This window comes from Microbacterium flavescens, from assembly GCF_018588945.1.
Taxonomy (GTDB): Bacteria; Actinomycetota; Actinomycetes; order Actinomycetales; family Microbacteriaceae; genus Microbacterium; species Microbacterium flavescens.
The window spans coordinates 411,701-425,116 of sequence record NZ_JAFIWA010000003.1; the positions used below are offsets into that span (position 1 = coordinate 411,701).

Annotated in this window: 15 protein-coding genes and 1 tRNA gene; 5 read left to right on the forward strand and 11 right to left on the reverse strand. The window is 71.2% G+C overall.

The window, feature by feature from the left end; all coding sequences use genetic code 11:
- Positions 1 to 94: 94 nt before the first annotated feature.
- Positions 95 to 961 (forward strand): PAC2 family protein, encoded by an 867-nt coding sequence (locus tag JX005_RS08885; protein ID WP_214467117.1) that lies wholly within the window; start codon positions 95 to 97, stop codon positions 959 to 961.
- 13 nt (positions 962 to 974) lie between these two features.
- Here the strand turns inward: JX005_RS08885 and JX005_RS08890 are convergent, their stop codons facing one another.
- From JX005_RS08890 to JX005_RS08915, 6 genes are all read right to left on the reverse strand, one after another.
- Complete coding sequence (locus tag JX005_RS08890; RefSeq protein WP_214467118.1) at positions 975 to 1,796, reverse strand: undecaprenyl-diphosphate phosphatase; 822 nt, start codon at positions 1,794 to 1,796, stop codon at positions 975 to 977.
- A gap of 46 nt (positions 1,797 to 1,842) precedes the next feature.
- Entirely contained in the window at positions 1,843 to 3,141 is a 1,299-nt protein-coding gene (locus JX005_RS08895) for a M20/M25/M40 family metallo-hydrolase (RefSeq protein ID WP_214467119.1), read from the reverse strand.
- A gap of 59 nt (positions 3,142 to 3,200) precedes the next feature.
- Positions 3,201 to 3,285: transfer RNA gene (locus JX005_RS08900), tRNA-Leu, on the reverse strand.
- An 82-nt stretch (positions 3,286 to 3,367) separates the two neighbouring features.
- Positions 3,368 to 4,456, reverse strand: coding sequence for a VIT1/CCC1 transporter family protein (locus JX005_RS08905; protein ID WP_214467120.1), 1,089 nt, complete (start codon positions 4,454 to 4,456; stop codon positions 3,368 to 3,370).
- 39 nt (positions 4,457 to 4,495) lie between these two features.
- Positions 4,496 to 5,071 (reverse strand): SRPBCC family protein, encoded by a 576-nt coding sequence (locus JX005_RS08910; RefSeq protein WP_214467121.1) that lies wholly within the window; start codon positions 5,069 to 5,071, stop codon positions 4,496 to 4,498.
- Positions 5,072 to 5,110: 39 nt separating this feature from the next.
- Positions 5,111 to 6,958 carry a DEAD/DEAH box helicase gene (locus tag JX005_RS08915; RefSeq protein ID WP_214467122.1) on the reverse strand — a complete coding sequence of 616 codons (1,848 nt, stop codon included), beginning with the start codon at positions 6,956 to 6,958 and terminating at the stop codon, positions 5,111 to 5,113.
- Between the two features lie 144 nt (positions 6,959 to 7,102).
- On the opposite strand from JX005_RS08915, the gene JX005_RS08920 reads away from it, so the two are divergent.
- A complete protein-coding gene (locus JX005_RS08920) occupies positions 7,103 to 7,963 on the forward strand; it encodes an SGNH/GDSL hydrolase family protein (protein ID WP_214467123.1) in 861 nt (286 codons plus the stop codon).
- 14 nt (positions 7,964 to 7,977) lie between these two features.
- Here the strand turns inward: JX005_RS08920 and JX005_RS08925 are convergent, their stop codons facing one another.
- Positions 7,978 to 8,784 carry a TrmH family RNA methyltransferase gene (locus JX005_RS08925; RefSeq protein ID WP_214467124.1) on the reverse strand — a complete coding sequence of 269 codons (807 nt, stop codon included), beginning with the start codon at positions 8,782 to 8,784 and terminating at the stop codon, positions 7,978 to 7,980.
- An 85-nt stretch (positions 8,785 to 8,869) separates the two neighbouring features.
- Between JX005_RS08925 and JX005_RS08930 the strand changes: the two genes are divergently transcribed.
- From JX005_RS08930 to JX005_RS08940, 3 genes are read left to right on the forward strand one after another with little or no spacing between them, the layout of a single operon-like run.
- The gene (locus JX005_RS08930) at positions 8,870 to 9,712 is read left to right on the forward strand and encodes a Sir2 family NAD-dependent protein deacetylase (protein WP_372447331.1); all 843 of its coding nucleotides are present in this window, start codon (positions 8,870 to 8,872) and stop codon (positions 9,710 to 9,712) included.
- Positions 9,713 to 9,738: 26 nt separating this feature from the next.
- Positions 9,739 to 10,344 (forward strand): histidine phosphatase family protein, encoded by a 606-nt coding sequence (locus JX005_RS08935; RefSeq protein WP_214467126.1) that lies wholly within the window; start codon positions 9,739 to 9,741, stop codon positions 10,342 to 10,344.
- Between the two features lie 10 nt (positions 10,345 to 10,354).
- Positions 10,355 to 10,729 (forward strand): iron chaperone, encoded by a 375-nt coding sequence (locus JX005_RS08940; protein WP_214467127.1) that lies wholly within the window; start codon positions 10,355 to 10,357, stop codon positions 10,727 to 10,729.
- Here the strand turns inward: JX005_RS08940 and JX005_RS08945 are convergent.
- From JX005_RS08945 to JX005_RS08960, 4 genes are read right to left on the reverse strand one after another with little or no spacing between them, the layout of a single operon-like run.
- The gene (locus tag JX005_RS08945) at positions 10,705 to 10,908 is read right to left on the reverse strand and encodes a helix-hairpin-helix domain-containing protein (RefSeq protein WP_214467128.1); all 204 of its coding nucleotides are present in this window, start codon (positions 10,906 to 10,908) and stop codon (positions 10,705 to 10,707) included. The two genes, JX005_RS08940 and JX005_RS08945, sit on opposite strands and share 25 nt — an antisense overlap.
- Positions 10,908 to 11,723, reverse strand: coding sequence for an HpcH/HpaI aldolase/citrate lyase family protein (locus JX005_RS08950; RefSeq protein ID WP_214467129.1), 816 nt, complete (start codon positions 11,721 to 11,723; stop codon positions 10,908 to 10,910). The genes JX005_RS08945 and JX005_RS08950 overlap by 1 nt, the downstream gene beginning before the upstream one ends.
- A complete protein-coding gene (locus JX005_RS08955) occupies positions 11,713 to 12,228 on the reverse strand; it encodes a MaoC family dehydratase (RefSeq protein WP_214467174.1) in 516 nt (171 codons plus the stop codon). Before JX005_RS08955 ends, JX005_RS08950 begins: the two co-directional genes overlap by 11 nt.
- Positions 12,229 to 12,251: 23 nt before the next feature.
- Positions 12,252 to 13,403, reverse strand: a complete 1,152-nt coding sequence (locus JX005_RS08960; RefSeq protein ID WP_214467130.1) for an acyl-CoA dehydrogenase family protein — start codon at positions 13,401 to 13,403, stop codon at positions 12,252 to 12,254.
- Between the last annotated feature and the right edge of the window lie 13 nt (positions 13,404 to 13,416).

Below are 13,416 nucleotides of genomic sequence, written 5' to 3' on the forward strand. Positions count from 1 at the left end.
CCCGGGCGCAGGCCCGGCGCGCGCGGGGAACACGACCGGAGGCGGTGAGCCGGGCCTATCCTGGAAAGACCCGCTCGCGGGTGGAGGAGGTCTTGTGGACGGACTGGGACGCCGGGTGCTCGTCGCCGCTTTCGACGGGTGGAACGATGCCGGAGAGGCCGCATCCTCCGCCGTCACGCAGCTGCGCGAGGGCGGGACGTACGAGACGGTGTTCTCGGTCGATCCCGAGCTGTACTTCGACTACCAGTACACCCGCCCTCAGATCGCCTCCGACGCGGACGGCAAGCGGTCGCTCCGCTGGCCCGAGGCATCCCTCCTCCGTCCCACGCGCACGACGCGCGGCGGCACGCAGCTGTGGCTCCTCACCGGCGTCGAGCCCGCGCGCGCATGGCAAGCGTTCGCGTCCGAGTTCATCGACATCGCGCTGCGCGAGGACATCACGGGATTTCTGTCGATGGGATCGATGATGTCCGACGTGCCGCACACGCGACCCATCTCGGTCTTCGCCGGCAGCGACAACGACGCGCTTCGCACGGCGCTCGAGCTCGAGCGCAGCACCTACGAGGGGCCGGTGGGGATCCTGAGCGTGCTCGGCCACGCGGCCGACGCGGCCGGCATCCCGTCGGCGAGCCTGTGGGCGAGCGTGCCGCACTACGTCGCCGGCCACACGCCCTCCCCGAAGGCCACGCTCGCACTCCTCGACCGGCTCGAAGACCTCACCGGCGCCACGGTGCCGCGCGGCGATCTCGCGACAGAGGCGGCGGCATGGGAGGCGTCCATCGACGCCGCCGCTGCCGACGACGAGGAGATGACGGAGTACATCCGTCAGCTGGAGCGCACGCGCGACACGTGGGACTCCCCCGAGGCCTCGGGTGACGCGATCGCCCAGGAGTTCGAGCGCTACCTGCGCCGCGGCGGCGACGGCCCGACCAAGCCGGGCCGCGACGACCCCCGCCGCTGACCCCGTCCCGCGCCTACGCCGAGATCACGCCCAGGCTCAGCAGCACCAGCAGCGTCGTACCCACCGCCACGCGGTAGACGACGAAGGGCAGGAAGCTGTGCTTGGAGATCCAGTTCATGAAGAACGCGATGACGCCGAGCGCGACCAGGAAGGCGACCCCGGTGGCGGCCGCGGTCTCGCCGAGCGTGAAGACCCCCGGCTCGTTCCAGCTCTTGAAGAGCTGGTAGAACCCGCTGCCGAACACCGCGGGGATCGCCAGGAGGAAGGCGTAGCGGGCGGCCGCCGAACGCTCGTATCCCATGAAGAGGCCCGCCGTGATCGTGCCGCCCGATCGCGAGACGCCCGGGATCAGTGCGAGCGACTGCGCGAACCCGTAGATTACGCCGTGGCCGACCGTGATGTCGCGCAGCTTGCGCTTCTTGGCGCCGACGTGATCGGCGATGCCCAGCAGGACGCCGAAGAAGATGAGCATGCCGGCGACCAGCCACAGCGATCGGAACGTGGTCTCGATCTGATCCTGGAACAGCAGGCCGAGGACCACGATCGGGATGCTGCCGACGATGATCAGCCAGCCCATCTTCGCGTCGGGGTCGTTGCGCGGGATGCGGCCGAGCAGCGCCTGGAACCAGTGGCTGATGATCCTCACGATGTCCCGCCAGAAGAACAGCACGACGGCGGCCTCGGTGCCGATCTGCGTGATCGCGGTGAACGCGGCTCCCGGGTCCTGCGCCGACGGCAGGAATTCACCCAGGATGCGCAGGTGCGCGCTCGACGACACGGGCAGGAATTCGGTGAGTCCCTGGACCAGGCCGAGGATGATCGCCTCGAGAAGCATGGGCGCCTTTCAGTGCGGGATGCCGGGTGGCGGCATCCGCTGTCTCTCAGTACGTGCGGAGGAGATCGGTGAGCACGCGCTGACCGAAGACGAGGGCGTCGATGGGGACGCGCTCGTCGACACCGTGGAACATGCCGGTGAAGTCGAGATCCGCCGGGAGCCGCAGCGGCGCGAACCCGTAGCCGGCGATGCCGAGATACGCGAGCGCCTTGTTGTCGGTGCCGCCGCCCATCAGGTACGGGATGACGGGCACGCCGGGGTCGTGGCGGCCGAGGGCCGACACCATCGCGTCGACGAGGTCGCCCGAGAAGGGCACCTCGAGTCCGATGTCCTGGTGCACGACCTCGACCGTGACGTCGTCTCCGACGATGCGCCGGATGTCGGCGAGTGCCGCGTCCTCGGTGCCGGGCAGCACGCGCACGTCGATCAGGGCCTCCGCCCGGTCAGGGATGACGTTGTGCTTGTAACCGGCGGTGAGGCCGGTCGGGTTGGTGGTCGTCCGCAGGGTGGAGCGGAGGAATCCGGATGCCGCGCCCGTCGCGGCGGCGACCTCGTCGGCGTCGCCCGTCCCGCCCGTGATCGCGCCCAGCCGCTCGGCCATCTCGCGCGTCGTGTCGGTGAGCGTCACGGGCCACTCCGTGCGTCCGAGGGCGGCCACCGCGGCGGCGAGCTTCGTGACGGCGTTGTCGCCGTGGAAGCTCGAGCCGTGCGCGGCGCGGCCACGCGCGACCAGCCGGATCCAGATCAGCGCCTTCTCGCCCACCTGCAGGAGATAGGCGCGTCGGTCGCCCACCGCGATCGAATAGCCGCCGACCTCGCTGATGGCCTCGGTGGCGCCGTCGAACCACTCGGCCTTGTTCTGGACGACCAGGGCCGATCCCTCGACCCCGCCGTTCTCCTCGTCGGCGAAGAACGCCAGCACGAGGTCGCGCTCGGGCTGCTCGCCGGCGCGCAGGATGTCGCCGACCGACGTGAGGATCATGGCGTCCATGTCCTTCATGTCGACGGCGCCGCGACCCCACAGCAGCCCGTCGCGCACGACTCCTTCGAACGGGTCGACGCTCCAGTCCTCGGCGATGGCGGGCACGACGTCGAGGTGGCCGTGCAGAACCAGCGCAGGCTTCGAGCGATCACGGCCCGGCACGCGGGCCATGACGTTGGTGCGGCGCGGGATCGGCTCGTAGTACTCGGGAGCGAGGCCGATGCCCTCGAGGTAGGCGCCGACGTACTCCGCTGCCTCCCGCTCCCCCGAGGCGCGACCGCCGCCGTGGTTCGTGGTGTCGAAGCGGATGAGATCCCGGGCGACGGAGGCGACTTCGGGCAGCTCGACGTCGGAAGCAGACATGCCGACCAACCTATCCTCTCGACGAAGAAGGCCCCCTTTCGGGGGCCTTCTTCCTACTGTGCGCGAGGGGGGACTTGAACCCCCACGCCCTATACGGGCACTAGCACCTCAAGCTAGCGCGTCTACCTATTCCGCCACCCGCGCAGGTGTATTTCGGTTTCGCAACCGAGGAATGACATTACCACGTCGCCTGGGGTTGAACGAATCGACGGGACCCCCGCGCGCGTCAGGCGAGCGAGACTCCGAACAGCAGCCCGAGGGCATAGGTGACGGCCGCCGCGCCGAACCCGATGGCGAGCTGACGCAGCGCACGACGGAAGGGCGGCGCGCCCGACAGGACGCCCACTGCGGCGCCGGTGCACATCAGCGCGATGCCCACGAGGACGAGCGCGACGCCGACGGCGGCGAGCCCGGACAGCCCGAAGATCCACGGCAGCACCGGGATGATCGCGCCGGCGGCGAAGAAGAGGAAGCTGGACAGAGCCGCACCCCAGGCGCTGCCGACGACGTCCCCGTGGTCGACGATGTCGATCGACGACGAGTGGGTGCGTCCCTGTCCGAGCGCCCTGGCGGTCTCGACGGCGCGGCGGGCGCGCTCAGTGGCCTCCGCCTCCGCCATGCCGCGGGTGCGGTAGACGAGCGCGAGCTCGTTCGCGTCGATGTCGAGGTGCGGGATCGCGCCGTCGGCGAAGCCGCTCGGTGCCGTGGCCTCCAGCAGCTCGCGCTGTGAGCGCACCGAGACGTACTCCCCCGCTCCCATCGACAGCGCCCCGGCGAGGAGGCCCGCCATGCCGCTGAACAGCACGAACGGCGCCGAGACCCCCGTCGCGCCGATGCCCATGACGAGGGCGAGGTTCGACACCAGCCCGTCGTTCGCCCCGAACACGGCTGCTCGGAAGGTGCCGGACAGCCGTCGCCGCCCGCGCGCCGCCAGACCGCGCAGGACCTCGTGATGGATCTTCTCGTCGGCGCCCATCGCCGGGGTCGCGGAGGGCTCGTCGTCGTACGGGGATCGCGCCTCCGCGCTCTGTGCGAGCGCCAGCACGAAGATCGACCCGAACCGCTTCGCCATCCAGCCGAGCATCACGGTGCGCGCATCGGGACGAGGAAGGCGGGCCGGTTCACCGCCGAGGAGTCGCAGCCAATGGGCCTCGTGGCGGCCCTCCGCGTCGGCGAGGGCCGACAGGATCTCCCTCTCCTCGCCCTCCCGCCGGGCGGCGAGCTCGCGGTACACCCGCGCCTCGGCCCGCTCGTTCACGAGGTAGCGCTCCCAGCGACGTCGTTCGCGGGGGGTGGGGGCGACGGGCACGCTCACAGAAGGCCTCCGGGCCGGGTTCAGGGGGACGCTTCCACGCTAGCCACCGAGCGGATGCCGCAGCCCCCGCCGCTCCTGATTGACAGCATTTCGGGGCTCCGAACCTCCGGCCGATGCGTCACGCGCGAGCTCCTCGCGCAGACCGCGCTCCCCCGCCCGCATGACATGTGCGTGGGCGCGCTCGAACGCCGGGCGCAGGGCCCGGGCGCCGACGTTCATCCAGCGGCGCTCGGTTGCGACGTCCCAGTGGAAGACGACGACGGATGCCGCGTCCCCGTCGCGCTCGACGCGGAGGCGTCCTCGACCTCGCAGGTCGCCCGCGCTGGTCGCCGAGAGTGCTCGCCCGGGCGCGACCTCCACGATCGTCAAGCTGATGCGCAGACGGTAGCCGATGGGACTGCGCACGGCGAGGCGAACGATCGCCCCGGGCTCGAGCGTCGCCGGCGCCTCTTCGACGTGGACGCCGCGCCACCACGTGAGGCCGCTGTCGCCGGACCTCGTGGTGGCAGCCGTCACAGCGGTCGGCGATGTCACCACCCGCTCCACCTCGCGCCAGGTGCGGTCGGCGGCCGCCGGCACGCTCCACCGAGAGACGAACGAGTACTCCGCGGGCATGCCCCGGAGTCTAGGCCGCCGGATCCCGGACCGGCAGGGTCAGGAGTGCACCCGCTTGCGCAGCACGTCGATGCGCGCCTGCAGCTGGGCGACCGTGGCGTGCGACACGGCGGGGCCGCCGCAGATGCGTCGCAGTTCGGCGTGAACCAGGCCGTGCGGCTCGCCGGACTGGCGGGCGTAGAGCCCGACGAGGCTGTTCAGCAGCTGCCGCTGCTCCTTCAGCGAGCGATGGAGCGCCTGGGGCAGGGCCGGCTCGGCGCTCTCGCCCGGCGACTGCGCCTCGCGGGCCTCCCGCACGCGCCGATGGCGGCCCTGCCGTGCCTGTCGCTGCATGAGGAGCTCGTGCACGTGCTCGGGCTCGAGCAGTCCGGGCAGGCCGAGGAACTCCTCCTCCTCCGGCGTTCCCGGCACGGCCAGCTGGCCGAACTCCTTGCCGTCGAACAGCACGCGGTCGAAATGGGCCCGCGAGCCGAGCGCCTGATACTCGAACTCCTCCGTGAGGGCATCGGACGCCTTGTCCTCGCGCTCGGCGGCATCCATCAGGTCTTCTTCGGCGTTCCACTCGTCGCCGTCGCCGTCGCGGTCGAGGGCGTGGTCGCGCTGCCGTTCCATCTCGTTCGCGAGGGCGAGCAGCTGCGGCACGTTGGGAAGGAAGACGCTCGCCGTCTCACCGCGCCGTCGGGCGCGGACGAACCGCCCGATCGCCTGCGCGAAGAAGAGCGGGGTCGAGGCCGACGTCGCATAGACGCCGACGGCCAGTCGCGGCACGTCGACCCCCTCCGACACCATGCGCACGGCCACCATCCAGCGGCTCTCGTCCTGCGAGAACGCCTCGATGCGCGAGGACGCCTCGGCCTCGTCGGAGAGGACGATCGTCACCGGCTCGCCCGTGATCCCGCGAAGGATCTCGGCGTAGGCGCGCGCGGCCGTCTGATCGGTGGCGATCACCAGCCCGCCGGCGTCGGGCACCTGCTCGCGCACCTCGGACAGTCGCCGGTCGGCGCTGCGCAGCACCGCGGGGATCCACTCCCCCTCGGGCGAGAGCGCGGTGCGCCAGGCCTGCGAGGTGACGTCCTTGGTGTTGTCCTGTCCGAGCTGCGCCTCCATCTCGTCGCCGGTCTTGGTGCGCCATCGCATCTGCCCGGCGTACACCAGGAACATGACGGGCCGGACGACGCCGTCCTCGAGCGCCCGCCGATAGCCGTAGGCGTAGTCGGTGCGCGAGACGCGGATGCCCTTCTCGTCGGGGTGGTACTCGACGAACGGGATGGGCGCCGTGTCGCTGCGGAACGGCGTGCCCGACAGCAGCAGCCGCCGTGTCGCCCGGCTGAACGCCTCGCGCAGCGCGTCGCCCCAGCTGAGCGCGTCGCCGCCGTGGTGCACCTCATCGAGGATGACCAGCGTGCGCGCATCCATGACGAGACGCTGATGGACGGATGCCTTCACCGCGACCTGCGCGTACGTCACCGCCACCCCGTGGTAGTGCCGGGCGGGCGCGACGTGCCGGTTGCTGAAGGCGGGATCGAGGCGGATCGACACGCGCGCAGCGGCGTCGGCCCACTGGGTCTTGAGGTGCTCCGTCGGCGCGACCACCACGATCCGGTCGATGATCCGCCGGCGCAGGAGCTCGCTCGCGAGCCGCAGCGCGAACGTCGTCTTGCCGGCGCCCGGGGTCGCCGCTGCGAGGAAGTCGCGCGGCCCGCCGCCCGGCCCGTCGGGGCCGTCGAGCTCGAAGTACAGGTCGAGCGCTTCGGCCTGCCAGGCGCGCAGGCGCTGCGCGGTTCCCCAGGGGGCGCGCTGGGGGTAGGTGGGCGAGAGATGTTCGGCGGCGAAGCTGCCGAAATGCGCCTCCTCACGGGTGGCGTCGAGGACCGTCTCGTCGTCCATTGCACCTCCCCGCCTGCCGCGCACAACGAGTCACAACCTTAACCGAGCGGGACGACAATGCCCGCCCAGGCACCCCGAGCATCGGCATCCGTCCCCCGTCCGCACCCCGCGGTAGCCTGTCTGTCGGCCACGAACCGAGGAACCATGACATCCAGCGACGACAACCGCACTCCGTACGTCCCGAACCCGCAGCCGCACCCGTGGCGCCGCTACGTGGCGGTCGGCGACTCGTTCACCGAGGGCGTGGGCGACCCCGATCCATCGGTGCCGAACGGCTTCCGCGGCTGGGCCGACCGCGTCGCCGATGTGCTGTCGCAGCAGGTCGGCGACTTCGCGTACGCCAACCTCGCCATCCGCGGGCGCCTCATCCGCCAGATCGTCGCCGAGCAGATCGAGCCGGCGGTCGCGCTCAAGCCCGACCTCGTCACATTCTCCGCCGGCGGCAACGACGTCATCCGTCCCGGTTCCGACCCCGATGCGGTGGCCGAGCATTTCGAGGACGCTGTGGTGCGCCTGGGCAGCGGAGGCGCGACGGTGGTCGTGTTCACGGGCATCGACACGAACTTCACGCCGGTGTTCCGGGGCATCCGCGGCAAGGTGGCGATCTACAACGAGAACATCCGCGCCATCGCCGACAAGTACGACTGCATCGTGGCCGACCAGTGGGCGCTGAAAGAGGTGCAGGACATGCGCTTCTTCGACGACGACCGGCTGCACTACAACCGGCTCGGTCACCACGAGATCGCCCGCATGGTGCTGCGCGCGCTCAACGTGCCCAACGACCTGCAGCCGATGCAGCCCGATCCGTTCCCCCGCCGCACGTGGCGCGAGGCCCGCGCCCACGACCTGGTCTGGGCACGCGAGTTCCTGATGCCGTGGGTGCTGCGGCGTCTGCGCCACCAGTCGTCGGGCGACACGATCACCGCGAAGCGTCCCGATGTCCTGCCCGTCACCACGCTCGCACCCGGGCCCGACCCTGCCGAGCGACCGGGCGAGCATGCCTGACCCGGTCGGCCCGCTCAGCGCGAGCGGAGCTCCCACAGGGCGACCGCGCTGGCCGCGGCGACGTTGAGAGAGTCCACGGCGCCCGCCATCGGGATGACGACGGCCGTGTCCGCGGCGGCGAGTGCCGCCCGGCTCAGCCCGTCGCCCTCGGCGCCGAGAATGAGTGCGACCCGCCCCGGAACCCGCTCGCGGAGGGCATCCAGAGGCACGGCGTCGTCGGCGAGGGCGAGCGCCGCGAGGTGGAAGCCGGCGCCGTGCAGGATGCCTCGAGCCTCGTCCCACTCCGGCAGCCGCGTCCACGGCACCTGGAAGACCGTGCCCATGCTCACCCGCACACTGCGGCGATAGAGCGGATCCGCGCAGCGCGCACTGACCAGCACCGCGTCCGCACCAAGACCCGCAGCGGCGCGGAAGATCGCTCCCACGTTGGTGTGGTCGACGATGTCCTCCAGCACCACCACCAGCCGCGCGTCGGCGATGACCTCCGCCACCGGCGGCAGCTCCGGACGATGCATCGCCGCGAGGGCGCCGCGATGGACGGCATACCCCGTCAGCTGCTCGGCGATCGAGGCGTCGGCGACATACACGGGCACCTCGGGATGCGAGGAGAGGATGCCTTCGGCGTCGGCAAGCCACTTGTCCTGCACGAGGACCGAGCGCGGCACATGCCCCGCGGCGATCGCCCGGCCGATCACCTTCGAGGACTCCGCGATGTACAGCCCGCCCGCGGGCTCGAGGACACGCCGGAGCGCGACATCGGTGAGGTCGCGGTAGTCGGCCAGCCGCTCGTCGTCCGCCGAGGTGATCCGCTCGATCCGCATCGCCCCACTCTCGCACGACGCGAAACATCCCGGTAAACCGCGCGGCCTACACTCTGAGCCGAAGGGGTGTGATCGTGTGACCATCGTGACCGAGCTCGACGCCGCCGCGACCGAGGCGGTCTCCCGCGCCGTGACCGCCCTCGCCGGGCGCCGCATCGCCGTCCTCACCGGCGCCGGGGTGTCCACGGACTCCGGCATCCCCGACTACCGCGGCAAGGGCGCTCCCGTGCGCACTCCCATGACGGCAGAGCAGTTCCTCTCCAGCGACGCCGCGCGGCGCCGCTACTGGGTGGGCAGCCATCTCGGCTGGCGGGCCTTCGCCGCCGCCGAGCCCAACGCCGGGCACCGGGCGCTGGCGGCGCTCGAGCAGAGCGGAGTGTCGACCGGCGTCATCACGCAGAACGTCGACGGGCTCCACGTGCGCGCGGGCAGCCGGCGGGTCGTCGAGCTCCACGGCACGATGCGCCGCGTGTTCTGCACGCACTGCGGGCAGGTGTTCGACCGCCGCGATCTCGCACGCCGCGTCGAGTTCGACAACCCGTGGATCACGGTGCCCGAGAACGTTCCGCTCGGACCCGACGGCGACGTGCTCCCCGAGAGCACGGACGGATTCGTGATCCCCGACTGCACGGTCTGCGGCGGGATGCTCAAGCCCGATGTGGTCTTCTTCGGCGAGTACATCCCGGCCGAGAAGTTCCGCGAGGCCGAGCAGCTCGTGCAGGCCAGCGAGGGCCTCGTGATCGCCGGGTCGTCCCTCGTGGTCAACTCCGGCATCCGCCTGCTCGAGCGCGCACGGCGCCGCCGTCTGCCCGTCGTCATCGTCAACCGCGGTGAGACGCGCGCGGACGCGCGGGCCACCGTGAAGATCGATGCCGGCACGAGCGAAGTCCTCCGCGCTCTCGCGGACGCACTGCCCTCAGCGGGCTGACAGGCCGGGGCGCCTAGTCTCGAAGGGTGACCGTCCTCACCTTGATCCGCCACGGCGAGACCGACTGGAACCTTGCCCGGCGCATCCAGGGATCGACCGATATCCCGTTGAACCAGACCGGACGCGCCCAGGCGCGAGCAGCCGGGATCGCGCTGCGTGAGGCACGGGATGCCGCGACCCCGGTCACTGTCGCGGCGAGCGACCTCCTCCGCGCCCGCGAGACGGCCGAGATCATCGCCTCGGAACTGGGTGCCGAGCCGCCCCGCCTGTATCGCGGACTCCGCGAGCGGGCGTACGGCGAGGCGGAGGGGGTCGGCGCCGACGAGTTCCTGCGCCGCTGGGGCCCCTGGAACACCGCGGAGGTCCCCGGCGCCGAGCCGTGGCCGACCGTCCGTGCCCGGGCGCTCTCCGCGATCGGCCGGGCTGTGCGCGATCATCGACGCGCGACCGCGCCGGCCGAGGCATCCCTCATCGTCGTGGCCCACGGCGCGCTCATCCGCGAGGTCATCCGTCACGCGTCCGGCGGTGCGCTGCCGCTCGAGGGCGAGCGCGTTCCGAACGGCTCCGCGCACCAGCTGCTGTTCGAGCGCGACCGCGTACAGCTGCTGTCCTACGTGGGATCGACCGCCTAGGCTCGGCGGCATGCCGAACGCCGCCACCGTCGATGAGTACATCGCGGGGTTCCCGCCCGAGGTCGCCGAACGTCTCCGGCGCATCCGCGCGCGGATCGTGGACGCTGTTGCCGCCGAATCCGGTACCGCGCCGGAGGAGAAGATGCGCTACGGCATCGCGGCGGTCATGCTGGGCGGCCGCTATGCACTGCACTTCGCGGGCTGGAAGAAGCACATCGGCCTCTACCCGGTTCCCGCACTGCCGGAGCCGCTCGAGGCCGAGATCGCGCCGTACCGGGCCGAGAAGGACTCGGTCGTCTTCCCGCACGCGCAGGACGTGCCCTACGACCTGATCGGTCGCATCGCTCGTCAGATCGCCGCTCAGCGCGGTGCGGCGAACGACTGACCCCGCGCGGCGAGCTCTTCGCGCAGGATCCGGATCGCTTTCGGCCCGACGCCGTGCAGCGCGAGCAGCTCGCCTTCGCTGCGCTCGGTGAGCGCCGCATAGCCGGTGATGCCGTTCAGTGCCAGCGCCCGCGTCGCGACCTTGCCGAGCCCCGCCGGCAGCTCGTCGGCGTCGTTCATCACTCGGCCCGGCGCAGGACCGCGCGGGCATGGCGGAGGACCGGCTCGTCGACCATGCGCCCGTCGTAGGTGAACACGCCCCGCTCGCTCTTCGCCGCGGCCAGGACCGCCTCGGCCCATTCCACGGTCTTCGCATCCGGGCGGTACGCGTCGCGGATGATCGCGACCTGACTCGGGTGGATGCACGCTGTGGCGGAGAAGCCGGATGCCGCGGCATCCGCCGCTTCGATGGCCAGGCGCTGAGTGTCGTCGATGTCGAGATGCACGGCGTCGATCGCCGCTTTGCCGCGTGCGGCCGCTGCGAGCAGCACACGGGCGCGCGCGTACCGCGCCACGTCGCGATAGCGTCCGTTCGGCTTGCGGCTCGACGTGCCCCCGATGCTCGCGACCAGATCCTCCGCGCCCCACATCAGCGCGCTGACGTTCGCCAGCGCGGCGATGCGGTCGGCCTGTGCGACGCCCTTCGCGGTCTCGCACAGGGCGATGACCTCGAAACGCTGATCGAGCTTCTGCAGCCGCTTGGGAGATTCGGCCTTGGCGACCATGATCCGCCGGTAGTCCGTCTGCGACAGGGTGGCGAGGTCGGACACGAAGTCGTCGGTCCCCGGCGGGTTCACGCGCACGATCACGCGGTCGGGATCGAGCTCGGACTCGATGACCGCGCCGCGCGCGGCGGCCTTCGCGGGTGCGGCCACGGCGTCCTCGAGGTCGAGGATCACGGCGTCGGCCCGCTCGAGCGCCTTGGCGTAGCGCTCCGGGCGATCTGCGGGGCAGAACAGCAGCGCCGGCCCGAGGCCGAACCGATCATCCGTCATGGCGTCCTCCGGTGTCGGCTGCGGCATCCTGAACCGCATCGTCGGGTGCGAACCACATCAGGGCCGTGCGGGTCGCCGTCGCCACGACGACGCCCTGCTGGTTGCGGCCGGTGTGGCGCATCGTCACGATGCCCTGGCCCGGACGTGACGACGACGGGCGCTTGGACAGGATCTCGGTGTCGGTGTACAGCGTGTCGCCGTGGAACACCGGGGCGGGGAACGCGATGTCGGTGAGGCCCAGCTGCGCGACGAGCGTCCCCTGGGTGATCTGCGACACCGACGCGCCGACCATCGTCGACAGGGTCCACATGGAGTTCATCAGCCGCTGCCCGAACGGCTCGCCCTCCGAGAACGCCGCATCGAGGTGCAGCGCCTGGGTGTTCATCGTCAATGACGAGAAGAGCACGTTGTCGGCCTCGGTCGCCGTCCGGCCGGGACGATGGAGGTACCGAGAGCCGACCTCGAGCTCGTCGAAATAGAGTCCGCGCTGCAGGATCTCGCGCATCTCGCCGGTCGGTTCCACGGATGTCACGCTACTCCGAGGCCCCGTGCGATGACGAGCAGCTGCACCTCGCTCGTGCCTTCGCCGATCTCGAGGATCTTGGAGTCGCGGTAGTGCCGGGCGACGGGGTACTCGTTCATGAACCCGTTGCCTCCGAAGATCTGGGTGGCGTCGCGTGCGTTGTCCATCGCCGCGTCGCTCGCGGTGAGCTTGGCGATCGCGGCCTCCGTCTTGAACGGCTTCCCGGCGTCGCGGAGACGCGCGGCGTGGTGCCAGGCCAGCCGAGCGTTGTGGACGCGCAGCTGCATGCGGGCGAGCAGGAACTGGATGCCCTGGCGCGTGGACAGCGCGTCGCCGAAGACGGTGCGCTTCTTCGCGTAGTCGATCGCCGCTTCGAGGCATCCCTCCGCGGCACCCGTCGACAGCGCGGCGATCGCGATGCGGCCCTCGTCGAGGATGTGGAGGAAGTTCGCGAAGCCGCGGCCGCGCTCGCCCAGCAGGTTCGCGGCGGGCACCCGGGCGTCCTGGAACGTCAGCGGGTGGGTGTCGGACGCATGCCAGCCGACCTTGTCGTAGCCGGGCTCGACGGTGAAGCCCGGCGTGCCGGACGGCACGACGATGGTCGAGATCTCCTTGCGCCCGTTCTGCTCGCCGGTGACCGCGGTGACCGTGACGAAGCGCGTGATGTCGGTTCCGGAGTTGGTGATGAACTGCTTCGAGCCGTTGATCACCCACTCGTCGCCGTCGAGTCGGGCGGTGGTGCGCGTGGCGCCGGCGTCGGATCCCGCCTCCGGCTCGGTGAGGCCGAAGCCGGCCAGCGCCTTGCCTGCCAGGAGGTCGGGCAGCAGCTGGCGCTTCTGCTCCTCGGTGCCGAAGCGGAACACCGGCATCGCGCCGAGGCTGACTCCCGCCTCGAGCGTGATGGCAATGGACTGGTCGACCCGCCCGAGCGCCTCGATGGCCAGGCAGAGCGCGAAGTAGTCGCCGCCCTGCCCTCCGTACTCCTCGGGGAACGGCAGCCCGAAGAGACCGAGCTCACCCATCTGCGCGACGACATCCATCGGCAGGGTCTTGGTGCGGTCGGCCTCGTAGGCCTGCGGTGCGACGACCTCGTCGGCGAAGTCGCGCACGAGACGCGCGAGCTCGCGCTCCTCGTCGGTCAGGTTTGCGTGGTCCATGGCTCTCCTCGGG